Source organism: Bacillus sp. FSL K6-1000 (genome assembly GCF_038630785.1).
In the GTDB taxonomy this organism is placed as follows: Bacteria; Bacillota; Bacilli; order Bacillales; family Bacillaceae; genus Bacillus; species Bacillus safensis.
This window is the reverse complement of sequence record NZ_CP152042.1, coordinates 2,555,690-2,581,669: the sequence shown is the minus strand read 5'-3', so window position 1 is coordinate 2,581,669 and position 25,980 is coordinate 2,555,690. Positions and strand designations below refer to the sequence as shown.

Here is a 25,980-nt window from a genome sequence, read left to right as displayed (position 1 = left end):
AGGAAATCAACATGTTTGTTTCATATAAATGGTTAGAAGACTATGTCGATTTAGAAGGCATCAAGCCAGATGAATTAGCAGAAAAAATCACAAGAAGCGGAATTGAAGTGGAAGCCGTTGAATATAAAGGTGAAGGCATCAAAGGGGTTGTCGTTGGACACGTCATTGAACGTGAACAGCATCCGAATGCAGATAAATTAAACAAATGTCTTGTTGATATTGGCGAAGACGCACCGGTGCAAATTATTTGCGGGGCTCCGAATGTGGAGAAAGGACAGCATGTGGCCGTCGCAACAGTTGGGGCAGTCCTTCCTGGCAACTTTAAAATTAAAAAAGCAAAACTGCGTGGTGAAGAGTCTTATGGCATGATTTGTTCTCTGCAAGAATTAGGCGTAGAGAGCAAGCTCGTACCAAAAGAATATGCAGAAGGCATCTTTGTCTTCCCGAATGACGTGAAACCAGGGGATGATGCCCTTCAAGCACTTCAATTAGATGATGCAGTACTTGAGCTTGGCTTAACACCAAACCGTGCCGATGCCCTGAATATGCTAGGTGTCGCTTATGAGGTTGCGGCCATTTTAGGAAGAGACATCAAGCTTCCTGATACAGCACATGACACTTCTTCCGAAAAAGCAGCAGACTATATTTCTGTTAAAATTGAGGATCAAGAAGCGAATCCACTTTATGCAGCAAAGATCATTAAAAATGTAAAGGTTGGACCAGCACCGCTTTGGATGCAAACAAGACTGATGAATGCAGGCATTCGTCCAATTAACAACGTCGTGGATATTACAAATTTTGTACTGCTTGAATACGGCCAGCCGCTTCATGCCTTTGATTATGACCGCTTTGGTTCAAAACAGGTGGTCGTTCGTAAAGCAACTGATAGTGAAAGCATTCAAACACTCGATGAACAAGAGCGTACATTATCATCAAAGCATCTTGTCATTACGAATGGAACGAAAGCGCACGCGGTAGCAGGCGTCATGGGCGGCTTTGAATCAGAGGTGCGTGATGAGACGACGACGATTCTTTTAGAAGCGGCATATTTCAACGGTCAAACAGTCCGTCAAGCATCTAGAGACTTAGGACTTCGCAGTGAATCAAGCACACGATTTGAAAAAGGACTCGATCCGCAGCGTACGAAGCCGGCAGCAGAAAGAGCAGCTCAATTGATCAGCATGTATGCAGGCGGTGAAGTGCTAAGCGGTACAGTTGAGGAAAATCATCTTGAAGCAAGTATGAATGTCATCCACGTATCAACTCAGCGTGTGAACAAGGTGCTTGGAATGAACATTTCAAAAGAAGATATGATTCAGATTTTCAACAAACTAGGCTTCACAGTGGGCGAATCAAATGATGTTCTTGTCGTAACAGTTCCTTCCCGCAGAATGGATATTACGATTGAAGAAGACCTCATTGAAGAAGTTGCAAGATTATACGGCTACGATAATATTCCATCTACACTGCCTGCAACAGCTGGCACGGTTGGCGGTCTCACGCCATACCAAGTGAAGCGCAGAAAGGTAAGACGTTTCTTAGAGGGCGCAGGACTTTCTCAAGCGATTACGTATTCATTGACGAATCAGCATAAGTCCACAGCTTTTGCCCTGCATCCAGCTTATGAAACGAGGCTTTCTCTGCCAATGAGTGAGGAACGCAGTGTGCTGAGACAAAGTCTTTTGCCAAACTTACTTGATTCAGTTGCATATAACTTGGCAAGACAAGCCGATTCATTTGGATTTTATGAAACGGGATCTGTTTTCTTAGCAGAAGCTGAAGGAGCAAAACCAGTGGAAAAAGAACATGTCGCTGGTGCGCTGACAGGCTTATGGCATAAAAATCTTTGGCAGGGCGAGAAAAAAGCCGTCGATTTTTATGTAGCGAAAGGAATTGCTGAAGGGTTGTTCGAAAAGCTTGGTGTGTCAGACCAAATCACATATGTTCAGGCAGAGCGTGAGGGTCTTCACCCAGGGCGAACAGCAGATGTTCACTTAAATGGTAAAGTCATTGGCTTTGTGGCCGCACTGCATCCAGTCGTTGAAAAAGAATTGGATTTAAAAGAAACATATGTGTTCGAGTTTGATTTAACAGATGTGATGACATCTGAAACGAAGGATATGAAATATACAGCGATTCCGAGATTCCCTGCTGTGACAAGAGATATCGCACTTGTTGTCGATCAGCATATCTCAAGCGGACAGCTGGAGCGAGTCATCTATGAAGCAGGCGGTCATCTACTCACAGACCTCTCTGTATTTGATGTGTACGAAGGGGAACATATGGAAGAAGGCAAAAAATCTGTTGCATTCTCTCTTCAATATTTAAACCCTGAACAAACGTTGACTGAGGAAGAAGTCACAGCTGTTCATACAAAAGTATTGAAAGCACTAGAAGATACGTATCAAGCCGTCTTACGCGGTTAAAGAAAAAAAGCTAAGGCCTCATGGGCCCTAGCTTTTTTTATAGCATTTTTTTCGCTTTTTGTGTGTTGGCAAAATGCAGCTTTGTAAATTGACGTAAAGCATCTTCACCATGCAGCTTGATGAGCTTGGCGGCGGCCTTGTCTACATGAGGGCCGGCTCCTTTTGGGATGTCAAAGCCTGCAGCCTTTGATAACTTGTCCATTTCAATTAAAAAGGCGTACCTTGCGATAATGGAAGCCGCAGCGACTGACAAATGGATGCCTTCTGCTTTTGTACTAAAATACGTCCGCTCCCGAATGATTTTTTTCCCAGCCAGATGCCTGAAATAAATGCTTGGTTCTGCAAACTGGTCAATCAAAATAGCCTCAGGCTGCTGTCCGCCCAGTTTTTCTAGCACAGAGGTGATGACTTGATTATGAAGCAGTGCCTTCATTTTTCCTTGACTCATGCCCTTTTCCTGCATCGTATTGTACTTTTCATTTCGGAGGACGAGAAGGCTGAACGGAATGGTTTTGATGAGATCTTTGGCAATGTTGATAATTTGCGGGTCCTTTAATCCTTTTGAGTCTTTTACGCCAAGCTCTTTCATTAAAGCAAGCTGGTTGGCATCAACATAGGCCGCACAGACTGTGATCGGTCCGAAATAATCTCCTGTACCTACTTCATCTGAACCGATGACCGACATGGAAGCAATGCCGGGCGGCGGACTGTATTTTGTGACAGCAGGTGCTTTTTGACTTTTCGTATCAGCTGCTTGCAAGTGGCTGAACTGGCTGGCTTCAGCTTCTGCCCTTTGTCCTTGAAAGAGCACTTTCCCAGATCGATAGGCTGTAATCGTACAGCCAGGGACTTTTGCTTGAAAGAGGGCACCTGGCGGCAAAGTGTCTGTTAAATGGTGCGCATACGCGCTCTTCATCTTTTTGAGGTCTTCTGATGTTGCTTTTAAAACGGATTGGGGCACAGTGGATAACTCCTTTTTACCTTGATATCATTGATTTCTAAAGTGTACCATAACAGGGAAGGGCTCGTCTTTCCATTCAATGTCTAAACATGTTATGATAGAGACTAGGATTCTCGTGGAATGGAGGAGAAACGTTGTCTGACGGCGGTAAAACGAAAACAACAGTTGAGATTTACGGACAGTCCTATACGATCATCGGACAAGAAACGAAGATGCATATGCGACATGTTGCGTCAATTGTTGATGATAAAATGAGAGAAATAAACGAAAAAAATCCATACCTTGATATAAACAAATTAGCTGTACTGACAGCAGTCAATGTCGTCCACGACTACTTGAAATTAAAAGAGCAATACGAAAAATTAGAGATTCAGCTAAAAGAAAAGGAATGAAATTACCGTGATCGATATCATCATTTTGTTTTTGCTTCTTATGGGAACGCTTGTCGGTCTAAAACGCGGGTTTATTCTTCAATTTATTAAATTGATCAGCTTTGTTGTTTCTATCTTAGTGGCTTCCATGTTTTATCAGTCACTTGCACCACAGCTTACGTGGATTCCGGCACCTAATTTTAGCGGCGGTCAACCGCAACTCGCTTTCTTAAGTGGGAATCTAGAAACAGCTTATTATAATACCATTGCGTTTATCATTCTGTTTATCTTGACCAAAATCCTGCTCGCCATCATTGGCGGATTGCTCACAACCATTGCAAGTATACCTGTGATTAAACAGGTGAACAAACTGCTTGGCGGTGTTTTAGGATTTCTTGAAACCTATTTATTTGTTTTTATTCTATTGTTTGTCGCTGCATTACTACCAGTAGATGCACTGCAGACAATGATGAGCAAATCAATGTTAGCAGATGTGATCGTAAACAACACCCCTTACCTGTCCGGTCTTGTCAAAGACCTATGGTCGACGTATGGAGTTTAAAAACTTCTCCTTTCCTGGAGAAGTTTTTTCTCATTCCATGACAGAAAGTTGTAGGATGAAGGGAAAGTTTGTATATTTATATAGGAAGATGCCAAAGCGGCTGGAGGATGAGAGATGAATAAAAAAGATATTATCAAACTTCTTGAAACAATTGCAGTATATATGGAGCTAAAAGGAGATAATCCTTTTAAAATTTCTGCCTTTCGTAAAGCAGCAGCGGCACTGGAACAAGACGACCGCAGCCTTTCGCAAATAGATGATCTATTAGCATTACCCGGCATTGGAAAAGGAACCTTTGCTGTGATCACAGAGTATATCGAAAAAGGGCAATCAGAAACACTTGAACAATTAAAAAAGGAAGTGCCTGAAGGACTTGTCCCGCTCTTAAAATTGCAAGGACTTGGCGGGAAGAAGATTGCTAAGCTTTACCAAGAGCTTGGTGTCCATGATGCACAATCATTAAAAGAAGCATGCGAAGCGGAAAAAGTACAAGCGCTTGCAGGCTTCGGTAAAAAAACCGAAGAAAAGATACTCGCCGCTCTTGAGGAGGCTGGAAAACAGCCAGAACGACTGCCAATTGGCTTTGCATTAGATGTGGCAGAGCGGATTGATCATGCGCTTGAACAGATGAAGGGGATTCTTCGTTTTTCAAGAGCTGGCAGTTTAAGACGTGCACGGGAAACAGTCAAAGATTTAGATTATATCATCGCGACTGACAATCCTGAACAAGTCAGAGAGCAGCTCGTTGCACTTCAAGATGTCAAAGACGTCATCGCAAGCGGTGATACGAAGGTATCTGTCATTCTTGCCCTTGATTTTGAGATCAGTGTAGATTTCCGGCTTGTGACAACAGACCAATTTGCAACAACGCTGCATCATTTCACTGGCTCAAAAGACCACAATATTCGAATGCGTCAGCTGGCGAAGGAACGCGGAGAGCGTATTAGTGAATATGGTGTGGAAACAATTGAAACTGGAGAAGTAAAAACGTTCGAAGACGAGGCCGCTTTTTATGCGCATTTTCAACTTCCGCTCATTCCGCCAGAAATTCGTGAAACCGGAGCGGAGATTGATACGTATAAAGAAAGTATGCAATTTGTCGAGCTAAAAGATATTAAAGGCGACCTTCATATGCACTCAACTTGGAGTGACGGCGCATTTTCTATTCGTGAAATGGCAGAGGCATGTATCGCAAAAGGCTATGAATACATGGCGATTACAGATCACTCGCAATATTTAAAAGTAGCAAACGGTTTAACAAAAGAACGTTTACGTCTGCAAGCAAAAGAAATTGACAAGCTCAATCAAGAATTCGAGCATTTTCACATTTTCAAAGGGGTCGAAATGGATATTCTCCCGGATGGATCATTAGATTATGATGATGACTTTTTAGCAGACATGGATTTTGTGATTGCGTCTATCCATTCTAGCTTTTCTCAGCCGGAGGAAGTCATCATGGAGCGCCTTGAAAATGCCCTGCGGAATCAGCATGTAGATTTAATTGCACATCCAACAGGCCGTTTGATCGGCAGACGAGACGGCTATGCCTTAAATATAGATCAGCTCATAGAGCTTGCGAAGAAAACGGGAACTGCACTAGAGCTCAACAGCAACCCGTCAAGACTTGATTTGAAAACAGAGCATTTAATGAAAGCAAACGAAGCAGGTGTGAACATCATGATCAATACAGATGCACACAATATCGCCATGCTGGATCATATGGAAGTTGGTGTAACAGCTGCAAGAAAAGGCTGGACACCAAAAGCAAATGTCGTGAATACTTTTTCTCTAAACGAGATCAAAAAGTTTTTAACGCGTGACAGGTAGTCGTTAGGAGGCTGGACCATGCTGCAACAAAAAGTGTTAGCATCATTAGAATTTCATAAAGTAAAAGAAAAAGTCATGTCCTATACCGCATCCTCATTAGGAAAAGAAAGAGCGCAGGATTTAACGCCGCTGACGGATATAGAAACCATTCAGCATTTGCTGGAAGAGGTAGCAGAAGCACAAGATATCATCCGCTTAAAGGGATCTGCACCGTTTGGCGGGCTGGCGGATATTAGACGCGGGGTCAAACGGGCAGAAATCGGCAGTACATTAAGCCCATCTGAGCTCATGGAAATTGCAGCGCTATTATACACTGCGAAAAATATGAAGCACTTTCTCACGTCCCTGTATGAAGATGGTGTAGAAATACCGCGCCTTCATACATATGCAGAGACGCTGATATTACTGCCTGAAGTCAGAAAAGAAATCGAAAGCTGTATCGGTGATAATGGAGAAGTGCTTGATCATGCAACTCCGGCGCTACGAACAATACGTACGCAATTACGTTCATTAGAATCAAAAGTTCGAGATAAATTAGAATCCATGATTCGTTCACAATCTGCTTCAAAAATGCTGTCAGACACGATTGTTACCATTCGTAATGACCGGTTTGTGATTCCGGTAAAGCAGGAGTACCGCTCGAATTACGGCGGAATTGTTCACGATCAGTCATCATCTGGGGCAACCCTTTTTATCGAGCCGCAAGTGGTCGTGGATTTAAATAACACTTTGCAGCAAACCCGTTTAAAAGAAAAACAAGAGGTCGAAAAGATCCTGCAAATGTTGACAGCGAGCGTGTCAGAACACATTCAAGAACTGCTTCACAATGTAAAGGAGCTTCAAACGCTAGATTTTATTTTTGCTAAAGCCAAATATGCAAAGGCAGAAAAAGCCACAAAGCCTGCTGTGAACGATCAAGGGGAGATTTATTTAAAACGGGCAAGACATCCTCTATTGCCTCGTGATCAGGTTGTGGCAAACGACATTGAGCTCGGTAAAGATTTTTCAACCATCGTCATTACTGGACCAAATACAGGGGGGAAGACTGTTACTTTAAAAACGCTTGGTCTTTTGACGCTGATGACGCAGGCAGGCCTTCATATTCCAGTTGAAGAAGGCTCGGAAGTAGCTGTATTCGACCAAGTCTTTGCTGATATTGGAGATGAACAGTCCATTGAGCAAAGCTTGAGTACGTTCTCATCTCATATGGTCAATATTGTGGATATCTTAAAGAATTTGACATCTAACTCACTCGTATTATTTGATGAATTAGGGGCAGGAACAGACCCTGCTGAAGGTGCCGCGCTGGCTATGAGTATCTTAGATGAGGTGCATCAAACAAATGCACGCGTCATCGCAACGACTCACTATCCTGAGCTGAAGGCTTACGGATATAACCGAGAAGGTGTCACAAATGCGAGCGTGGAGTTCGACATTGAAACCTTATCACCAACGTACCGATTGCTCATCGGTGTGCCCGGACGAAGTAATGCATTTGAAATTTCTAAACGTCTTGGTTTGCCAGATCACCTCATTGACCGGGCAAAAGCGGATATGCATGCTGAGCATAATGAAGTAGACCAAATGATTGCTTCATTAGAAGACAGCAAGAAACAAGCGGAAGAAGAGCTGCATGAGACAGAAGTCTATAGAAAAGAAGCAGAAAAGCTTCATAAAGAATTGCAGAGACAAATTCTTGAATGGAATGAGCAAAAAGACAAACTGCTTGAAGAAGCTGAACAAAAAGCGGCAGAAAAAATTGAACAAGCCTCAAAAGAAGCAGAAGACATCATTCAAGAGCTTCGTTCGATAAAAAATGAGCATCGCTCATTCAAAGAGCATGAACTCATCGATGCGAGAAAGCGTCTTGAAGATGCAGTGCCTGAGTTTGACCGGAAGAAAAAGCCAGAGCCGGTGAAAAAAGCAGCAAGACAGCTAAAATCAGGCGACGAAGTGAAAGTGCTCACATTCGGGCAAAAAGGAACGCTGCTTGAACAAACAGGTGACAAAGAATGGAGTGTCCAAATGGGCATTCTGAAAATGAAAGTAAAAGAAAAAGACATGGAATTTATCAAATCGGCACCTGAATTTAAGCAGGAGAAAGCCATTACGGCAGTCAAAGGAAAAGATTATCATGTATCGCTTGAGCTCGACTTAAGGGGAGAGCGTTATGAAAATGCCTTAAGCAGAGTCGAGAAATATTTAGATGATGCTGTCTTAGCTGGTTATCCCCGTGTGTCGATCATTCACGGAAAAGGAACTGGCGCCCTTAGAAAAGGGGTTCAGGAATTACTGAAACAGCACCGAAGTGTGAAAAATGCTCGTTTTGGGGAACAAGGCGAGGGAGGATCAGGCGTTACCATCGTCGAATTAAAGTAAAAAGGAGAAAACGCATGAAAGCCTTTTGGGAAAATGAACTTGTGGAAATTGCCGCCTATTACAGCGTGGCCGTTCTATGTCTTGTCTTATTTCTAACCATTTTTGAACTCGTCACCTCCTATAAAAACTGGGAAGAGATTCAGCGTGGGAACTTAGCTGTTGCCATGGCAACAGGTGGAAAGATCTTTGGGATTGCGAATGTGTTTCAGCATTCTATTGCACAGCACAATTCCCTTCTGCAAATGATTGGATGGGGCGTATACGGCTTTGTGATGCTGCTTGTCAGCTATTTCATTTTTGAATTTTTAACACCACGATTTAAAGTAGACAAAGAGATTGAGAATGATAATAGAGCGGTCGGGTTTATTTCACTCATTATTTCAGTTGGGCTGTCTTACGTAGTAGCAGCCGGCATTTAAGGAGACGACATGGAAAAGCTAGCAAAAGTTTTAATCGTAGTTGCCTGCACTTTTGCGGTCATTGGTGCCGTTTACATGTTCCTGTGAAATGAAAAAGACAAAGTGAGAAAGCTGTCAGGGGTCCCTTGGCAGCTTTTATCTCACCCGAAGGCGGCGAATCACTTGAAGCAAATTCTGCAAAAAGACGAAATCATAAAGCGCATTGATACATGTCTCCAAATGACATCCCTGCCAAGAGACATATATGAACCGTATATTGCACGCCCATTTCAAACGACTGGATTTTTTGATGATTTGAGTCCTTATGTTCAAATCGATCCGAGCGGCTATATTCTCATTCAATATGAACGAGGAATCCAAATGCTGCACAAAAGAACAGAAGAGGCGGATGAAGTCATTTACTGGATTTTAGAAGACACGATTTTTCTCACAGTCTACATCGACATGATGAGGCAGTATCAAGTCGACAACATCCAGACGCATTTACCTAATGATCCGAGTATCCATCAACAGATCGTGGAGAGAGTAAATGAGTCATTCCGTGCAATCGGTGGATTATATGAACAGTGGCATCATGAAGGAAAAAGAGCATCGATCGAAACACCAGCGAAGAAATAAAGAGGTCATGGAACCAAGCTCTATTTGAAAAAAGCAAACTGCCTTAAGGAAAAGTTTGCTATAATAAAATAGTACGAAAGTTCAGGAAGGAGGGTTTTTATGCAGTCAGATAAACGTTGGCTTCTGCATTACCCGAATCAAATTCCCCACGAACTCACCATCCCAAATGAGACGTTACAATCTTACTTATTCAGCTCCGCAGAGGCTGCACCTGAGCATACAGCCATTCATTTTCTAGGAAAAAACATCACCTATGAGCAGCTCCAAGAAGACGCATTGAAACTAGCTGGTCATCTGATGGAAATTGGCGTGAAAAAAGGCGACAGAGTAGCGATTATGCTGCCAAACTGTCCTCAATCGGTCATTTCTTATTATGCTGTTTTAATTGCAGGCGGCATCGTCGTTCAAACTAACCCGCTTTATACGGAGAAAGAATTGGCATATCAAATGGAGGACAGCGGCTCCAAAGTGCTGATTACATTGGATTTATTGTATCCAAAGGCCTATAAAATGAAAGCGCTGACAAGTATGGAACACTTGATCATCACCAAACTACAGGATTATTTACCATTTCCAAAAAACATTCTGTTTCCTATCGTTCAAAAAAGAAAAAATAAAATGGTCATCCAAGTCGAGAAAAGTGATACCATTCATCACTTCTCACAAATCATGAAAGAATCATCAGGAGAACAAATCCCGCAGCTTGCCTTTGAACCGAAAGAGGATGTCGCTGTTTTGCAATATACAGGTGGAACGACCGGTTTACCAAAAGGGGTCATGCTTACGCATGAAAATATTTTAGCGAACACTGAAATGTGCGCTTCTTGGATGTATAAAACGACAAGAGGAAAAGAACGAATCCTCGGCATTATTCCGTTTTTTCATGTATACGGAATGACGACCGTATTAAATCTTGCTGTCAAAGAAGGGCATTCAATGATTCTCCTTCCTCGATTTGACGCAGCTGATACCCTCAAAACGATTGAAAAACAGAAACCGACACTCTTTCCAGGTGCACCAACCATGTATATCGCCTTGCTGCATCATCCGAACATTGAAAAGTATGACCTGTCGTCCGTCACTGCATGTTTAAGCGGCTCGGCGGCTCTTCCTGTTGAAGTCAAACAGAACTTCGAGAAATTGACAGGAGGGCGTTTAGTAGAGGGATATGGTCTTTCTGAAACCTCACCAGTGACCCATTCTAACTTTTTATGGGGAGCGAACAAAACAGGCAGCATTGGCTGTCCGTGGCCTGGTACAGACGCAGGTATTTATTGCGAGGAAACGGGTGGCCTCAAAGAGCCATATGAGCACGGAGAAATTATCGTCAAAGGACCGCAGGTTATGAAAGGATACTGGAATCAGCCAGAGGAGACAGCAGCTGTATTAAGGGATGGATGGCTTTTTACCGGAGATATTGGGTATATGGATGAAGACGGTTTTTTCTATATCGTTGACCGGAAAAAGGATGTCATTATTGCGAGCGGTTATAATATTTACCCAAGAGAGGTCGAAGAAGCCCTTTATGAGCATGAGCTTGTACAAGAAGTTGTTGTCGCAGGTATACCAGACCCTTATAGAGGAGAAACAGTAAAAGCATTTGTTGTGCCGAAAAAGGATGCTTATTTAACAGAGGATGAACTCGATCGCTTTGTGAGAACGAGAATTGCTTCATTTAAAGTACCGCGCGTGTATGAATTTAAAGAGTCACTGCCTAAAACGGCTGTCGGAAAAATTTTGCGCAGAGTTTTAATTGAAGAAGAAAAAAGAAAGCATGCTTCATCTGAAACACCTGTTGATCAATTAAAGAAATAACGACCTTTATCATCCGGTCGAGAGGCCGGATGATTTGAATGATGACAGTCTGCTCTGGTATGATAAAGGTTGAAAAGAAAGAAGAAGATCTCTTGACAAATCACCCGTTTCTTTTTAACATAAAGTTATGAATGAATGCTCATTCAATTTAGAAAGGGACGAAGCACATTGAAGCAGAAAAGACCGAAGTACATGCAAATTATTGATGCAGCAGTTGTGGTGATTGCAGAGAATGGCTATCATCAATCACAAGTTTCAAAGATTGCGAAACAAGCAGGGGTCGCAGACGGAACCATTTATCTTTATTTCAAAAACAAAGAGGATATTCTCATCTCATTGTTCAAAGAAAAAATGGGACAATTCATCGAACGGATGGAAACAGATATTCAAAAGAAGCCGTCTGCCAAAGAAAAGCTTCTACTGTTGATTGAGGAGCATTTTCGCATGCTGGCGCAAAATCATCATTTGGCTCTTGTGACACAGCTTGAACTCAGGCAGTCAAACCTTGAGCTGCGGCAAAAAATCAATGAAGTGCTAAAAGGGTATTTAAATATGCTCGAGTCAATTTTAACAGAAGGAAAGAAAACCGGAGAATTCAGACAAAATTTAGATGTCCGCTTAGCGAGACAAATGGTATTTGGGACGATTGATGAAACCGCAACAACATGGGTCATGAATGATCAAAAGTATGATCTGCCTGCACTCGCAGAAAATGTACATGATCTGCTGTTAAGCGGAATACATCAATCCTAAAGACAATGTGAAAAAGGATGATTGACATGGAAAAGATACTCAGCTTACATCATGAAGGACAGACAGCGCTCATCACGATTCAGAACCCACCTGCAAATGCCTTATCCTCTCAGCTGCTCACTGAGCTTAATGACATGTTCGATGAGCTGGAACAGAATGAAGAAGTAAGAGCGATTGTGATTCACGGAGAAGGCAGATTCTTCTCAGCAGGTGCTGATATTAAAGAATTTACCACTTTACAGGAAGAGTCTGATTATGCAAGCCTCGCAGATAGAGGACAGCAAGTTTTTGAACGGATTGAACAATGTCCAAAACCAGTCATTGCCTCGATTCACGGAGCAGCATTAGGCGGAGGCCTTGAGCTTGCCATGTCTTGTGATATCCGAATCGCAACAAAAGATGCGAAGCTTGGACTTCCAGAACTAAACCTCGGCATTATTCCAGGATTCGGCGGCACGCAGCGCCTCCCGCGCTACGTTGGTTCTGCTAAAGCGCTTGAAATGATGGGAACAGCTGAACCGATTACAGGTGAAGAAGCATTTGCCTGCGGACTTGTTACAAAGCTGGCAGAAACAGAGGAAGAAGCGCTCACAGCGGCCAAAACACTTGCGGGGAAATTTGCAGCGAAAAGCCCAAAATCACTTGAATATGTGCTTGATTTATTGAACGCAACAAAACTGTATTCGTATGACGGCGGAATGAAGCTGGAAGCCAAAAAGTTTGGTGAGGTTTTCCAATCAAATGACGCCAAAGAAGGCATCCAGGCCTTTATCGAAAAGCGCAAACCGAACTTTAAAGGGGAATAAGGGATAAGCACGACACAAGGGGGAGAAATAAATGAATATATTTGTTTTGATGAAGCGTACGTTTGACACGGAAGAGAAAATTTCTATTCAGTCTGGTGCAATTCAAGAAGATGGAGCAGAGTTCATTATTAATCCTTATGACGAGTATGCCATTGAAGAAGCCATTCAGCTTCGTGATGAGCACGGGGGAGAAGTGACCGTTGTGACAGTTGGCGGTGAAGATGCGGAGAAACAGCTTAGAACAGCGCTTGCAATGGGCTGTGACAGGGCCGTCTTATTAAACGTGGAAGATGATTTAGAAGAGTGGGACCAATATTCAGCTTCTACCATTCTTTATCACTATTTAAAAGACAAAGAAGCTTCCTTGATCTTAGCAGGGAATGTAGCAATTGACGGCGGCTCTGGACAGGTAGCTCCGCGTCTTGCTGAATTACTCGGCTTTTCATATGTGACAACGATAACAAGTATTCAAATTGACGGCGGCTCTGCATCGATTGAACGAGATGCAGAGGGTGATGTGGAAGTCATTTCTACCGAACTCCCGCTAGTCGTCACAGCTCAGCAAGGACTCAATGAGCCTCGCTATCCATCCTTACCAGGCATTATGAAGGCAAAGAAAAAGCCTTTAGAAGAATTGGAACTTGATGATTTAGATCTGGACGAAGACGATGTACCATATAAAATCAAAACAATTGAACGTTACTTACCGGAGAAAAAAGAGGGTGGCAAGGTGCTGAGCGGCGAGCTTCAGGATCAAGTCAAAGAACTGACAGATCTACTCAGAAATGAAGCAAAAGTCATCTAAACATCCACTTTACGATATCACGAGAACAAGGGGGAGCTTGAAGATGAGTAAAAAAGTTGTTGTACTTGGAGAAAGTCGTGACGGTAAATTAAGAAATGTGACATTTGAAGCCATTGCTGCCGCTCACAAAGTGGCAGATGGTGGTGAGGTCATTGGCGTGTTAATAGGGGATGACGTCAAAGGCCTAGCGGATGAACTGCTTTACTATGGAGCGGATCATGTCATGATTGTGGAGCATCCGCACCTTTCATATTATACGTCAGATGGTTTTGCGCAGGCGCTTCAAGCCATATTAGATCAGGTCGATCCAGATGCTGTGCTCTTTGGCCATACGTCTATTGGAAAAGACTTGTCACCGAAAATAGCCGCACGTCTCCAGACTGGCTTGATTTCAGATGCGATCGATGTAAGCGTTACCGGCGAACATCTTGTTTTCACTAGACCGATTTACTCTGGAAAAGCCTTCGAAAAAGTCATTTCCACAGACCGCCTGTTACTAGCGACCATCCGGCCAAACAACGTGGCGCCATTTGAGCGGGATACGTCACGAGGCGGAGAAGTCACACCAGTTTCAGTCGATATTCAAAACCTTCGGACGATCGTGAAGGAAGTCATTAAAAAAACGTCAGAAGGTGTAGATTTATCGGAAGCAAAGGTCATTGTTGCCGGAGGGCGCGGGGTTAAGAGCAAGGAAGGCTTTGAACCGCTGAATGAACTCGCTGAGACGCTCGGGGCAGCAGTCGGAGCCTCGCGCGGAGCTTGTGACGCTGACTATTGTGATTATGCCCTGCAAATTGGTCAAACGGGAAAAGTCGTCACACCTGATCTTTATATTGCATGCGGGATATCAGGAGCGATTCAGCATTTAGCGGGAATGTCTAACAGTAAAGTCATTGTAGCGATCAACAAAGACCCAGAAGCAGAAATCTTCAAAATCGCCGATTACGGAATCGTCGGTGACTTGTTTGAAGTGGTACCGCTTTTAAATGAAGAGTTAAAAAAGATGAATATCCACTCGTAACGCTCATACACTCAGAATGCCTAGGTATTCTGGGTTTTTTTGTATGTAATCAAGAAGAAAAGGAGCGGTTGACAAGTGAAGGGGACAGTAAAAGTCAATGACGTGATCGGACGCATTTCTAAACACATTTATGGGCACTTTCAAGAGCATTTAGGAAGAGGGATTTATGACGGGATTTGGGTAGGAAAAGACTCAGAGATTGACCATATTGACGGGATTCGTACCGATGTGCTGAAGGCGCTTCAAGCATTACATATTCCGGTGCTGAGGTGGCCGGGGGGCTGTTTCGCAGACGAGTATCACTGGGCAAATGGTGTAGGTGATCTCAGTGAACGAAAGCCGATGGTAAATACCCATTGGGGTGGTACGGTTGAATCCAATGCATTTGGTACGCATGAATTTATGGCATTGTGTGAGCTGCTTGAATGTGAGCCATACATTTGCGGCAATGTGGGAAGCGGGTCTGTTCAAGAATTAGCCGATTGGGTCGAATACATGACATTTCCAAAAGGGACACCTATGTCCGACTGGCGCATTCAAAATGGAAAACAAGAACCTTGGCAGCTGACCTATGTTGGTGTAGGCAATGAAAGCTGGGGCTGCGGCGGGAATATGACACCTGAATACTATGCAGATTTATATAAACGCTATCAAACGTACGTAAGAGAATTTGCCGGGCAGCGTATTTATAAAATTGCCTGCGGCGCGAACTCTAATGACGTGAATTGGACGAAAGTATTGATGGAGCGGGCTGCACCGTGGATGGATGGGCTCAGTTTACATTATTACACCGTACCTGGTACATGGGAGAAGAAAGGGTCAGCGACTGAATTTGATGAGGATGAATGGTTTATCACGCTGAAAAAAGCCTATGAGATGGAACGGTTTGTCGAGGACCATGGAGAAATCATGGATCGTTATGACCCAGACAAGCGAATTGGGATGATTATTGATGAATGGGGGACATGGTATGACCCAGAGCCAGGGACAAATCCTGGGTTTTTATATCAGCAAAACACACTAAGAGATGCCCTTGTATCCGCCCTCCATTTTCATATTTTTCATCGTCATTGTCAGCGGATTCATATGGCAAATATCGCTCAGACGGTTAATGTGTTGCAAGCGATGGTATTAACAAAGGACGAAAAAATGCTTCTGACGCCTACGTATCATGTGTTTCACATGTTTCAAGTGCATCAAGAGGAAGAAGCGCTTGAAGTGGAGTTCGTTTCACCGCCGTATGAACAGAGAGGTGAAAAAATTCCTCAGGTTAGTGTGTCAGCCTCGCGTTCATCAAGTAAGATGCATATTAGCTACTGTCACCTGAATCCGCATGAACAAAAAGAGGTATCCCTTGCCATTGAAGGGGTTGATGTACAAACGAAAGTCACTGGACGTGTGCTGACGGCTGATCGCATGAATGCGCATAATACATTTGATGATCCTCATTCTGTTCAGCCAAAAGACTTTCAGCAAATGACTGTAAATCCCGGGGAATTAACGGTAGAGCTGCCGCCAATGTCAGTGGTCATGATAACTGTCGACCTCGCTTAATTGCATATTTCGATGTTTGGTGAGAAGAATGTTGGGGCATCATACATTGTAAATGAAGCGGAAAGGGTGTCATGTCATATGCTTAGAACCATTCTAATGATCATCGGTGCGATTGTTGTTATTGGTGCGATTATACGGTTTGTTTTTTAATTCATTTCCTAAAAAATGATTCGTAAGCATTTCATTCGCAAGTCACATTGGTAGATGCTATACTAAAAAGCATAATTTACATTGGAGGAATGAATAATGGCAATCGTAAAAGCTACTGACGCAACATTTTCACAAGAAACTGCAGAAGGTGTTGTTCTTGCAGACTTTTGGGCACCATGGTGTGGACCTTGTAAAATGATTGCTCCAGTTCTTGAAGAACTTGATCAAGAAATGGGCGACAAAATGAAAATTGTAAAAATTGATGTAGACGATAACCAAGAAACTGCTGGTAAATACGGCGTTATGAGTATCCCAACACTTCTTGTTTTAAAAGACGGTGAAGTTGTAGAAACTTCTGTTGGTTTCAAACCAAAAGAAGCACTTGCTGAACTTGTCAACAAACATCTATAAACCGATCTATGTCCAAGCGGCATAATCATTGAAGCGGTTCTCGTAAAGACGAGAGCCGCTTTTCTTTCAACATGGTATAAAACAAATGTTCGTGATACACTAGAAGGAGTGAAAGAGGAAAACAAGGACGGATGAAAATATGAACAAACTAATCAAAGAAAAACTGTCAGTCCTGCCGGATCAACCAGGCTGTTACTTAATGAAAGATAGACAAAATACGATCATTTACGTGGGAAAGGCAAAGGTTTTAAAAAACAGGGTGCGCTCTTATTTCACTGGATCACATGACGCCAAAACGCAGCGGCTTGTCAGTGAAATTGAAGACTTTGAATACATTGTCACCTCTTCTAATATCGAGGCGCTCATTTTAGAGCTGAATTTAATCAAAAAATATGACCCAAAATACAATGTCATGCTCAAGGATGACAAGACGTATCCATTTATAAAAATTACGAATGAACGCCACCCTAAGCTGATCGTCACCCGCAATGTAAAAAAGGACAAAGGGAAATATTTCGGTCCATACCCAAACGTACAAGCAGCACGAGAAACGAAAAAGCTGCTCGACCGCTTATATCCACTGAGAAAATGCGCCACCCTTCCTGACCGCGTCTGCCTTTATTATCATCTTGGGCAATGTCTTGCACCATGTGTGTATGACATTTCCGAGGAAACGAATAAGCAGCTCGTGGACGAAATCACAAGGTTTCTAAACGGAGGACATCAGCAAATCAAAAAAGAACTGACCGAAAAGATGCAGGAAGCTGCTGAAAATTTAGAGTTTGAACGGGCAAAAGAACTGAGAGACCAAATCGCTTATATCGACTCAACGATGGAAAAACAGAAAATGACGATGAGTGATTTATCAGATCGAGATGTCTTCGCCTATGCCTATGATAAAGGCTGGATGTGTGTCCAAGTTTTCTTTATCAGACAGGGGAAATTGATTGAACGTGATGTCAGCCTGTTTCCTATGTATCAGGACCCTGAAGAGGAGTTCCTCACGTTTATGGGGCAATTTTATGAAAAGAACAACCATTTTCTGCCGAAGGAAATTTTGGTGCCGGACAGTGTCGATCAAGAGATGATTGAGCAATTACTTGAGACAAACGTTCACCAGCCGAAAAAAGGAAAGAAAAAGGATTTACTTTTACTTGCCCATCAAAATGCCAAAATCGCCTTAAAAGAAAAGTTTTCGCTCATTGAGCGTGATGAAGAGCGGACAATTGGTGCGGTGAAGCAGCTTGGGGATGCGCTTAATATTTATATGCCGTACAGAATTGAGGCGTTTGATAACTCCAATATTCAAGGAGCAGACCCGGTTTCTGCCATGGTTGTCTTTCAGGACGGAAAGCCATATAAAAAGGAATACCGAAAATACAAAATTAAAACCGTCTCAGGACCAGATGATTATGCATCCATGCGTGAAGTCATTAGAAGACGATATACCCGCGTGTTAAAGGATGAACTGCCGCTGCCAGATTTAATTTTAATTGACGGAGGAAAAGGACAGATCAACGCAGCCATCGATGTGCTTGAAAATGAATTGAATTTGTCTGTCCCAGTCGCAGGTCTTGTAAAAGATGAAAAACACCGGACTTCAAATCTCATGATGGGAGATACACTTGAAATTGTTGCGCTGGAGCGAAATAGCCAGGCCTTTTACTTATTGCAGCGCATTCAAGATGAAGTGCACCGGTTTGCCATTAGCTTTCACCGGCAGCTGCGCGGAAAAAATGCATTCCAGTCTATTTTAGACGATGTACCAGGTATCGGAGAGAAGCGTAAAAAGCAGCTCCTCAAACATTTTGGCTCTGTGAAAAAGATGAAAGAAGCCTCTATCCAAGACTTTCAGGAGGCTGGCATTCCAAAACAGACGGCTGAACTTTTAATGGAAGCATTAAAAAAATAGATTGTACTTTTATTAAAAGTCTGTTAAGATGTGACTAATTTAATAAATGAACGTGTTGTTTGTTGAAGATAGAGGTGCGAACTTCAAGAGTAAGCCTTCGGAGATCGATGGGATCTAAGAAGAGGGCTGAAAGGGGAGCGTCGCCGAAGTGAATAAAATCCACTCATTTTATTCGCTGGCTGTACATTGAAGAAATGTAGGGCTGTCAAGAATTCATTTCTTGGAGGGCTATCTCATTGTTTGCATCGTTTAATGATGATTTTAAAGCAATGGGAGATTTGTTCTCTCATTGCTTTTTTATTTGCAGTGAGCGGACAGTCTCCAAAGCAACCTCTTCTCTCACACGTGAACTTTTGAAAAAGGGTGGTAGACATGGGACTAATTGTACAAAAATTTGGCGGAACTTCCGTTGGGTCAACAGAAAAAATTCGCAATGCCGCAGAGAGAGTGATCGCTGAACGCGAGGCAGGACATGATGTGGTTGTGGTTGTATCAGCGATGGGTAAATCAACAGATGTTCTAGTAGACCTAGCGAAAGAACTTACAGACGATCCAAGCAAAAGAGAAATGGATATGCTGCTCGCAACTGGTGAACAGGTGACCATTTCATTATTAGCGATGGCGCTCCAAGCAAGAGGCTATGATGCCATTTCCTTTACAGGCTGGCAGGCTGGTATGAAAACAGAGCATGTACACGGAAATGCAAGAATCGTGGACATTGATGAAGCAAGAATAAAAGAGGAATTAAGTGCGGGGAAAGTCGTTGTTGTGGCAGGCTTCCAAGGAATTGCAGATGACTTACATATCACAACACTTGGACGCGGAGGATCAGATACGACTGCTGTGGCACTGGCTGCCGCCCTAAAAGCTGATAAATGTGATATTTACACAGATGTACCAGGTGTGTTTACGACAGATCCGCGTTATGTACCATCTGCGCGGAAACTTGCAGGTATTTCATACGATGAGATGCTTGAGCTGGCTAATTTAGGAGCTGGGGTCCTGCATCCAAGAGCTGTTGAATTTGCGAAAAATTATCAAGTCCCGTTAGAAGTCCGTTCTAGTATTGAAAATGAATCGGGTACGTTAATTGAGGAGGAATCATCCATGGAACAAAATTTAGTCGTCAGAGGCATTGCGTTTGAAGATCAGATTACACGTGTGACAGTGTGCGGGCTTTCAAGCGGTCTAACAACATTATCGACCATTTTTACGACGCTTGCGAAACAGAATATCAATGTTGATATCATCATTCAGTCTGTCACAAGCACCAATCAGACGTCGATCTCTTTCTCTGTTAAAACGGATGATTTGTCTAAAACAGTTGAAGTATTAGAAGAATATAAAGGAGCGCTTGGCTACGAGCAGATTGAGACAGAAAGCAAATTAGCGAAAGTATCCATCGTGGGATCTGGAATGGTCTCTAACCCAGGCGTAGCCGCTGAAATGTTCGCTGTGTTAGCGCAAAAAGATATTCAAGTGAAAATGGTCAGTACGTCTGAAATCAAAGTCTCAACAGTGGTCGGCCGTGATGATATGGTCAAAGCAGTTGAAGCGCTGCATGATGCGTTTGATTTATCAAAGGTGAGCGCAGCTGCTCACTCTTAAAAAGGTAAAGAGGTGACCTCATGAAAGAGGATCGCCTCTTTTTTCTATATGGAATCGGCTGAAACGGACGTAAACCCATTCATTAAGTATGCTATGATAGATGTAGACATATAAAAAAGGCGTGACCTGAAGTCCGCGCCTTTTATCAAGAGGATTAGCTAGGGTCTCTTAAATCCCATTTAACGGTTAAAATGACTTTCTCAGCACGCTTTTTCACTTGTTCATAGGATTCAGCTACGTGCTCATTAAGAAGCTGAATTTGTTCAGCAATAAAACCCGCTTCCATCTGAAAGCATGGCTCCTTTTGATAGGTGAGTCGATTGGATACTAGTGGACCTTCGAGCTCAAACTCAATTTCCTGTTTTTTCGAATGGACCATTGTGAGAGTCCCCCATCCGGCATCATGGAAAAATTCGGGGATCTTTTCCCATGACTCTTGAGGAAATTTACGAGCAAGCAGTTTACCCGCAAAATACATCATAGATGAATGGTCCTGACCAAGAATATCTGGCAGCAGAACTTCGCGTATCAGCTCGTAGGCAAATCCATTGACTTCAATTTCTTTTAGCTGTTCTAAGTTAGATTCGAATTTATTCATTGTACGGCTCCCCTCTTTCAACAATTTATTATAGCTTATGTGGGCATATGATGACAGAGTTTTCCCTGAAGTCTAAGAAATTCTTATTGTAGTAAAACGAATTTTGATTTAAAACTTTTAAATTTCGGAAAATTTTAATTTATGTACGCGGTTTCTTGACGCTTTTTTGACATAGGAGTAAAATGAAATTGTCAATAAATTTGAATAAAGTGCTTACAATTGAAAGAAGCGGGGGTAAGACAATTTTCAAGCAATTGCACTTTTTTTACTAGGGGGTAAAGTAATGTCGGGGAACAAAGAATTTTTTTATCGGAGATTGCATTCTTTGCTTGGCGTCATTCCGGTCGGTCTATTTTTAGTACAGCACTTAGTGATTAACCACTTTGCGACGGATGGACCAGAGGCGTTTAACAAAGCTGCACACTTTATGGAACAGCTGCCATTCAGGTACGCACTTGAGCTGTTCGTGATTTTCTTACCACTGATCTATCATGCTGTTTATGGGGTGTACATAGCCTTTACGGCACAAAACAACACGTCTCGCTTCAGTTACTTAAGAAACTGGTTGTTCAGACTGCAAAGGGTTTCAGGTATCATCACATTGATTTTTATCACTTGGCACGTATGGGAAACACGCATTCAAGCTCAACTTGGAGCTGAAGTCAACTACGACATGATGGCGAATATTTTAAGCTCTCCATTTATGCTAGGCTTCTATATTGTCGGCGTTTTATCTACTATTTTCCACTTTGCTAATGGCTTGTGGTCATTTGCTGTCAGCTGGGGAATTACGGTTTCACCACGCTCACAAAGAATCTCCACATTTGTGACATTAGGTATATTTATAGCGCTTTCATATGTAGGGCTAAGAGCAATTTTCGCTTTTGTTTAAGAGGAAATAGATTAGTAGAAGAGGGAGAGGGGCTACAATGAGTAATTCTAGCATCATCGTTGTCGGAGGCGGCTTAGCTGGTCTCATGGCAACTATTAAAGCAGCAGAAGCGGGAACAGCTGTTCAACTATTTTCAATCGTACCTGTGAAACGTTCGCATTCTGTATGTGCACAGGGCGGAATCAACGGAGCGGTCAATACAAAAGGTGAAGGGGATTCACCTTATGAGCATTTTGATGACACGGTATACGGCGGAGATTTCTTAGCCAACCAGCCGCCAGTAAAGGCAATGTGTGAAGCAGCGCCGTCCATTATCCACTTACTTGATCGTATGGGTGTTATGTTTAATAGAACACCAGAGGGATTATTGGACTTCCGCCGCTTCGGGGGAACACAGCACCACCGTACAGCGTTTGCTGGAGCTACAACAGGCCAGCAGCTATTATACGCACTGGATGAGCAGGTTCGCCGCTATGAAGTAGCAGGACTTGTCACAAAATATGAAGGCTGGGAATTCCTTGGCGCTGTTTTAGATGACGAGGAAGTATGCCGCGGGATTGTCGCGCAGAACTTAACGACAATGGAAATTCAATCCTTCCGTTCAGATGCGGTTATCATGGCAACAGGCGGCCCTGGAATCGTGTTCGGTAAATCAACGAACTCCATGATTAACACTGGGTCTGCTGCATCTATCGTTTATCAGCAAGGTGCGCATTATGCAAATGGAGAATTCATTCAAATTCACCCAACAGCGATTCCAGGAGATGACAAGCTTCGTCTCATGAGTGAATCAGCTCGTGGTGAGGGCGGACGAGTTTGGACATATAAAGACGGGAAGCCTTGGTACTTCCTTGAAGAAAAATACCCAGCATACGGGAACCTTGTACCGCGTGACATCGCAACGCGTGAAATCTTTGACGTATGTGTCGAGCAAAAGCTTGGCATCAACGGAGAGAACATGGTATATCTCGATCTTTCTCATAAAGATCCAAAAGAGCTTGATATTAAGCTTGGCGGAATCATTGAAATCTATGAAAAATTCATGGGTGATGACCCGCGTAAGCTGCCGATGAAAATCTTCCCAGCTGTTCATTACTCAATGGGCGGATTATGGGTCGATTATGATCAAATGACGAATATCAAAGGTCTGTTCGCTGCCGGAGAATGTGATTACTCGATGCACGGCGGAAACAGGCTTGGTGCAAACTCACTTCTTTCTGCGATTTACGGCGGAATGGTCGCTGGACCAAATGCAGTGAAGTATATTAGCGGCCTTGAGAAATCTGCGGAAGACCTTTCTTCTGCAACATTTGACAGCGCCGTGAAGAAAGAGCAGGAGAAATGGGACAACATCCTCAGCATGGATGGTACAGAAAATGCGTACGTGCTTCATAAAGAGCTTGGAGAATGGATGACGGATAACGTTACAGTGGTTCGTTACAATGATAAACTCCTAAAAACAGATCAGAAGATCGAAGAACTAATGGAGCGCTACAAGAAGATCAACATCAACGATACCGCATCATGGAGCAACCAAGGCGCTGCCTTCACACGTCAGCTTGACAACATGCTTCAGCTGGCAAGAGTCATTACGATTGGGGCATATAACCGGAATGAAAGCCGAGGCGCACACTATAAACCGGAATTCCCAGAAAGAAACGATGAAGAATTCCTTAAAACAACGATGGCTACGTTCAAAGGGAAAAATCAAAAGCCTGCATTCCACTATGAGGACGTCGATGTATCGTTAATTGCACCTCGTAAACGAGATTACTCGAAGAAAAAGGTGGAGAAATAAGATGAGTGAAAAAAACACAATTCATTTCATAATCACACGTCAAGATACAGCAGATGGAAAGTCTTATGATGAGGAATTCGAAATCCCTTACCGTCCGAATATGAACGTCATTTCTGCACTCATGGAAATTAGACGTAACCCGGTTAATAAACAAGGTGAAAAAACAACGGCGATCAACTGGGATATGAACTGTCTTGAAGAGGTGTGCGGAGCTTGCTCTATGGTCATTAATGGAAAACCGCGCCAGTCATGTACAGCACTAATTGACCAGTTAGATCAGCCGATTCGTCTCCAGCCGATGAAGACATTCCCGGTGGTGAGAGACTTGCAGGTTGATAGAAGCCGTATGTTCAACTCCTTGAAAAAAGTAAAAGCATGGGTGCCGATCGATGGCACATATGATCTTGGACCTGGACCAAGAATGCCTGAGAAAAAACGTCAATGGGCGTATGAGCTTTCTAAATGTATGACTTGTGGTGTCTGCCTTGAAGCTTGTCCAAACGTGAATGATAAGTCTTCCTTTATGGGCCCTGCACCGCTTTCACAAGTACGTCTATTTAACGCACATCCGACAGGTGCGATGAATAAGTCTGACCGTCTAGAAGAAATTATGGGTGACGGCGGTCTTGCGAACTGCGGGAACTCTCAAAACTGTGTGCAGGCTTGTCCGAAAGGAATCCCGCTGACAACGTCAATTGCAGCACTTAACCGAGATACAACATTACAAGCTTTCCGTAACTTCTTCGGAAGCGATCACGCAGAATAACATCACATTCAGTCCTCTTTGCCAATCATGATGAGTGTTTACAAGAGGCTGGGTGGAACACAAAATAAACGCCTCTTCCAATATTGGGAGAGGCGTTTATTGATGAATAAGGAGATGATAAAGTGAGACTTCCGTCATATATTGAGGAACCGTTTGAAGAGTGGAGGGCATCTTTTCGATTTTATGTCGAAACGACTGTCCGGTTTTCAGAAACGGATATGTTCGGCCATATGAACAATGTCACCCCATTTGTGTATTTTGAAGAAGCACGGATTGCCTTTTTTCAAAAAACAGGAATTGTGGATAAACGAATGAAACGTGTGAAAGAGACGATTACAGTCGTGGCAAACCTGCAATGTGATTACATCAAACAGGTGGAGATAGGGGAGCGGCTTCGTGTGTATGTAAAGCCGGAAAAAGTTGGGTCAAGCTCACTTATTCTTCATTATTTAGGAGAAAACGAGCAGCAGGAACCATGCTTTACAGGCTCAGTCACCATGGTCCAAATTAATAAAGAAACAGGCGCTCCTGTCCCATTTACAGAGGAAGAAAAAGAGACATTTCAAGCTCAGCGAAATGGGTAGTATGCAGCCTCATCAACGTGTAAGCTTCATTTTGTTATAATAAAAAGACCATATCAAGAAGAAACAAAAGGAGAACACATGAAGATTTTTCAATATGACACCATTGATAGTACAAATAATGAAGCGAAAAGGCTCATTCAGCAAGGAGAAAAACCTTCATTTGCTGTCTATGCACATCAGCAGACAGCAGGAAGAGGCAGACTAGGCAGGCCGTGGGAAACGCCTGCAGGGAATGTCGCTTTGACCATGACGGTTTTGCCGCCAGAAGAACTCTCCACCCAGTCAACGATTGCTCCGCTGACGGCACTAGCGATCTACGATGTACTTAAACCTCTCATAAGGGCTGAGGATCAGCTGGCGATTAAATGGCCAAACGATATTCTCATCAATGAAGCAAAGGTATCAGGCACATTGATTGAAGCGGACCGTACAGCCATTTATATTGGTGTTGGCATCAATGTGAAGACAAAGCCGGAGCATGTTCCGTACAAAACCATTTGCCTATCAGAGCTTACAGAGGTGAATGCCGATCAGCTTGTGAAGGAACTTGCAGCCGCTTTTGAAAAATATCATACACGCTGGAAGAATGAAGGGTTTGAAGCACTCACTGCCCTCTACAACAAACGGTTATATCGTCTTCATAAACCGCTGCGGATTTCGTTAGACCGTGAAAAACAAACATGGGAAGAGGGTATTTGCTGCGGGGTCAACCACAACGGTCATCTCCAGCTAAAAGATGAGAAAGGGCAGATAAAAGCTCATTCTGCCGGAGATATAGATGCACCGCTACAGCATTAAAAAAAGCAGACGATATTCTCGTCTGCTCAGCGTGTAGACAAACCCTCGCATTCGGTGTCAGGTCTGCGCTCCGGTGCTCACGAATGTCACATTCGCTCCGCTCCTGTGCTCGTCCTTCCTAGACTGCAAAGGTTTCTATCACGCTG

23 protein-coding genes and 1 riboswitch are annotated in these 25,980 nt (G+C 43.1%); of the genes, 21 read left to right on the top strand and 2 right to left on the bottom strand.

Annotated elements, in window-relative coordinates; all coding sequences use genetic code 11:
* Nucleotides 1-11 precede the first annotated feature (11 nt).
* A complete protein-coding gene (gene pheT, locus MHI46_RS13405) occupies nucleotides 12-2,426 on the top strand; it encodes a phenylalanine--tRNA ligase subunit beta (RefSeq protein WP_342502894.1) in 2,415 nt (804 codons plus the stop codon).
* Nucleotides 2,427-2,463: 37 nt separating this feature from the next.
* On the opposite strand, the gene rnhC is transcribed toward pheT, so the two are convergent.
* On the bottom strand, nucleotides 2,464-3,387 hold the full coding sequence (gene rnhC / locus MHI46_RS13400; protein ID WP_260774603.1) for a ribonuclease HIII: 924 nt from the start codon (nucleotides 3,385-3,387) through the stop codon (nucleotides 2,464-2,466).
* A gap of 134 nt (nucleotides 3,388-3,521) precedes the next feature.
* Between rnhC and zapA the strand changes: the two genes are divergently transcribed.
* The 15 genes from zapA to MHI46_RS13325 all read left to right on the top strand — a co-directional run bounded on the left by zapA (nucleotide 3,522) and on the right by MHI46_RS13325 (nucleotide 20,398).
* Nucleotides 3,522-3,779 (top strand): cell division protein ZapA, encoded by a 258-nt coding sequence (zapA, locus tag MHI46_RS13395; RefSeq protein WP_012010831.1) that lies wholly within the window; start codon nucleotides 3,522-3,524, stop codon nucleotides 3,777-3,779.
* Between the two features lie 7 nt (nucleotides 3,780-3,786).
* Nucleotides 3,787-4,320 carry a CvpA family protein gene (locus MHI46_RS13390; protein ID WP_260774602.1) on the top strand — a complete coding sequence of 178 codons (534 nt, stop codon included), beginning with the start codon at nucleotides 3,787-3,789 and terminating at the stop codon, nucleotides 4,318-4,320.
* A 114-nt stretch (nucleotides 4,321-4,434) separates the two neighbouring features.
* Nucleotides 4,435-6,147: a DNA polymerase/3'-5' exonuclease PolX gene (gene polX / locus MHI46_RS13385; protein ID WP_059374756.1), complete on the top strand. Its 1,713-nt coding sequence runs from the start codon at nucleotides 4,435-4,437 to the stop codon at nucleotides 6,145-6,147.
* A gap of 21 nt (nucleotides 6,148-6,168) precedes the next feature.
* Entirely contained in the window at nucleotides 6,169-8,526 is a 2,358-nt protein-coding gene (locus tag MHI46_RS13380; RefSeq protein WP_260776102.1) for an endonuclease MutS2, read from the top strand.
* Between the two features lie 14 nt (nucleotides 8,527-8,540).
* On the top strand, nucleotides 8,541-8,945 hold the full coding sequence (locus MHI46_RS13375) for a DUF350 domain-containing protein (RefSeq protein ID WP_008345990.1): 405 nt from the start codon (nucleotides 8,541-8,543) through the stop codon (nucleotides 8,943-8,945).
* A gap of 162 nt (nucleotides 8,946-9,107) precedes the next feature.
* Nucleotides 9,108-9,563, top strand: coding sequence for an Imm63 family immunity protein (locus MHI46_RS13370; RefSeq protein WP_144490390.1), 456 nt, complete (start codon nucleotides 9,108-9,110; stop codon nucleotides 9,561-9,563).
* A gap of 99 nt (nucleotides 9,564-9,662) precedes the next feature.
* Nucleotides 9,663-11,378 carry an AMP-binding protein gene (locus MHI46_RS13365; protein WP_260774599.1) on the top strand — a complete coding sequence of 572 codons (1,716 nt, stop codon included), beginning with the start codon at nucleotides 9,663-9,665 and terminating at the stop codon, nucleotides 11,376-11,378.
* A gap of 168 nt (nucleotides 11,379-11,546) precedes the next feature.
* Nucleotides 11,547-12,131 (top strand): TetR/AcrR family transcriptional regulator, encoded by a 585-nt coding sequence (locus MHI46_RS13360; RefSeq protein ID WP_039180499.1) that lies wholly within the window; start codon nucleotides 11,547-11,549, stop codon nucleotides 12,129-12,131.
* Between the two features lie 26 nt (nucleotides 12,132-12,157).
* Nucleotides 12,158-12,937: an enoyl-CoA hydratase gene (locus tag MHI46_RS13355; protein WP_024423220.1), complete on the top strand. Its 780-nt coding sequence runs from the start codon at nucleotides 12,158-12,160 to the stop codon at nucleotides 12,935-12,937.
* 31 nt (nucleotides 12,938-12,968) lie between these two features.
* Entirely contained in the window at nucleotides 12,969-13,742 is a 774-nt protein-coding gene (locus MHI46_RS13350; protein ID WP_064497843.1) for an electron transfer flavoprotein subunit beta/FixA family protein, read from the top strand.
* Between the two features lie 43 nt (nucleotides 13,743-13,785).
* Entirely contained in the window at nucleotides 13,786-14,763 is a 978-nt protein-coding gene (locus MHI46_RS13345) for an electron transfer flavoprotein subunit alpha/FixB family protein (RefSeq protein ID WP_144491333.1), read from the top strand.
* Between the two features lie 75 nt (nucleotides 14,764-14,838).
* Nucleotides 14,839-16,317 carry an alpha-N-arabinofuranosidase gene (locus MHI46_RS13340; protein WP_342502893.1) on the top strand — a complete coding sequence of 493 codons (1,479 nt, stop codon included), beginning with the start codon at nucleotides 14,839-14,841 and terminating at the stop codon, nucleotides 16,315-16,317.
* 246 nt (nucleotides 16,318-16,563) lie between these two features.
* Nucleotides 16,564-16,878 carry a thioredoxin gene (gene trxA, locus MHI46_RS13335; RefSeq protein WP_007501629.1) on the top strand — a complete coding sequence of 105 codons (315 nt, stop codon included), beginning with the start codon at nucleotides 16,564-16,566 and terminating at the stop codon, nucleotides 16,876-16,878.
* A 139-nt stretch (nucleotides 16,879-17,017) separates the two neighbouring features.
* The gene (gene uvrC, locus MHI46_RS13330; protein WP_024423216.1) at nucleotides 17,018-18,790 is read left to right on the top strand and encodes an excinuclease ABC subunit UvrC; all 1,773 of its coding nucleotides are present in this window, start codon (nucleotides 17,018-17,020) and stop codon (nucleotides 18,788-18,790) included.
* A gap of 61 nt (nucleotides 18,791-18,851) precedes the next feature.
* Nucleotides 18,852-19,029, top strand: a riboswitch (Lysine riboswitch).
* 133 nt (nucleotides 19,030-19,162) lie between these two features.
* The gene (locus tag MHI46_RS13325; protein WP_039180488.1) at nucleotides 19,163-20,398 is read left to right on the top strand and encodes an aspartate kinase; all 1,236 of its coding nucleotides are present in this window, start codon (nucleotides 19,163-19,165) and stop codon (nucleotides 20,396-20,398) included.
* 154 nt (nucleotides 20,399-20,552) lie between these two features.
* Here MHI46_RS13325 and MHI46_RS13320 read toward each other — a convergent pair whose 3' ends face one another.
* The gene (locus tag MHI46_RS13320) at nucleotides 20,553-20,996 is read right to left on the bottom strand and encodes a YslB family protein (protein ID WP_024423214.1); all 444 of its coding nucleotides are present in this window, start codon (nucleotides 20,994-20,996) and stop codon (nucleotides 20,553-20,555) included.
* Between the two features lie 283 nt (nucleotides 20,997-21,279).
* Here MHI46_RS13320 and MHI46_RS13315 point away from each other — a divergent pair, with 283 nt between their 5' ends.
* From MHI46_RS13315 to MHI46_RS13295, 5 genes are all read left to right on the top strand, one after another.
* The gene (locus tag MHI46_RS13315; RefSeq protein ID WP_039180486.1) at nucleotides 21,280-21,888 is read left to right on the top strand and encodes a succinate dehydrogenase cytochrome b558 subunit; all 609 of its coding nucleotides are present in this window, start codon (nucleotides 21,280-21,282) and stop codon (nucleotides 21,886-21,888) included.
* Between the two features lie 37 nt (nucleotides 21,889-21,925).
* On the top strand, nucleotides 21,926-23,686 hold the full coding sequence (gene sdhA / locus MHI46_RS13310; RefSeq protein WP_039180483.1) for a succinate dehydrogenase flavoprotein subunit: 1,761 nt from the start codon (nucleotides 21,926-21,928) through the stop codon (nucleotides 23,684-23,686).
* A gap of 1 nt (nucleotide 23,687) precedes the next feature.
* Nucleotides 23,688-24,452: a succinate dehydrogenase iron-sulfur subunit gene (gene sdhB / locus MHI46_RS13305; RefSeq protein ID WP_024427169.1), complete on the top strand. Its 765-nt coding sequence runs from the start codon at nucleotides 23,688-23,690 to the stop codon at nucleotides 24,450-24,452.
* A 122-nt stretch (nucleotides 24,453-24,574) separates the two neighbouring features.
* Complete coding sequence (locus tag MHI46_RS13300) at nucleotides 24,575-25,036, top strand: thioesterase family protein (protein WP_039180479.1); 462 nt, start codon at nucleotides 24,575-24,577, stop codon at nucleotides 25,034-25,036.
* 78 nt (nucleotides 25,037-25,114) lie between these two features.
* On the top strand, nucleotides 25,115-25,834 hold the full coding sequence (locus MHI46_RS13295; RefSeq protein WP_342502892.1) for a biotin--[acetyl-CoA-carboxylase] ligase: 720 nt from the start codon (nucleotides 25,115-25,117) through the stop codon (nucleotides 25,832-25,834).
* Nucleotides 25,835-25,980 lie beyond the last annotated feature (146 nt).

Bases quoted from the DNA above. Each gene is read 5' to 3' on its own strand.
- pheT (WP_342502894.1), top strand. From the start codon at position 12: ATGTTTGTTTCATATAAATGGTTAGAAGACTATGTCGATTTAGAAGGC.
- polX (WP_059374756.1), top strand. From the start codon at position 4,435: ATGAATAAAAAAGATATTATCAAACTTCTTGAAACAATTGCAGTATAT.
- MHI46_RS13375 (WP_008345990.1), top strand. From the start codon at position 8,541: ATGAAAGCCTTTTGGGAAAATGAACTTGTGGAAATTGCCGCCTATTAC.
- MHI46_RS13365 (WP_260774599.1), top strand. From the start codon at position 9,663: ATGCAGTCAGATAAACGTTGGCTTCTGCATTACCCGAATCAAATTCCC.
- MHI46_RS13355 (WP_024423220.1), top strand. From the start codon at position 12,158: ATGGAAAAGATACTCAGCTTACATCATGAAGGACAGACAGCGCTCATC.
- MHI46_RS13350 (WP_064497843.1), top strand. From the start codon at position 12,969: ATGAATATATTTGTTTTGATGAAGCGTACGTTTGACACGGAAGAGAAA.
- MHI46_RS13345 (WP_144491333.1), top strand. From the start codon at position 13,786: ATGAGTAAAAAAGTTGTTGTACTTGGAGAAAGTCGTGACGGTAAATTA.
- trxA (WP_007501629.1), top strand. From the start codon at position 16,564: ATGGCAATCGTAAAAGCTACTGACGCAACATTTTCACAAGAAACTGCA.
- uvrC (WP_024423216.1), top strand. From the start codon at position 17,018: ATGAACAAACTAATCAAAGAAAAACTGTCAGTCCTGCCGGATCAACCA.
- MHI46_RS13325 (WP_039180488.1), top strand. From the start codon at position 19,163: ATGGGACTAATTGTACAAAAATTTGGCGGAACTTCCGTTGGGTCAACA.
- MHI46_RS13320 (WP_024423214.1), bottom strand. From the start codon at position 20,996: ATGAATAAATTCGAATCTAACTTAGAACAGCTAAAAGAAATTGAAGTC.
- MHI46_RS13315 (WP_039180486.1), top strand. From the start codon at position 21,280: ATGTCGGGGAACAAAGAATTTTTTTATCGGAGATTGCATTCTTTGCTT.
- sdhA (WP_039180483.1), top strand. From the start codon at position 21,926: ATGAGTAATTCTAGCATCATCGTTGTCGGAGGCGGCTTAGCTGGTCTC.
- sdhB (WP_024427169.1), top strand. From the start codon at position 23,688: ATGAGTGAAAAAAACACAATTCATTTCATAATCACACGTCAAGATACA.
- MHI46_RS13295 (WP_342502892.1), top strand. From the start codon at position 25,115: ATGAAGATTTTTCAATATGACACCATTGATAGTACAAATAATGAAGCG.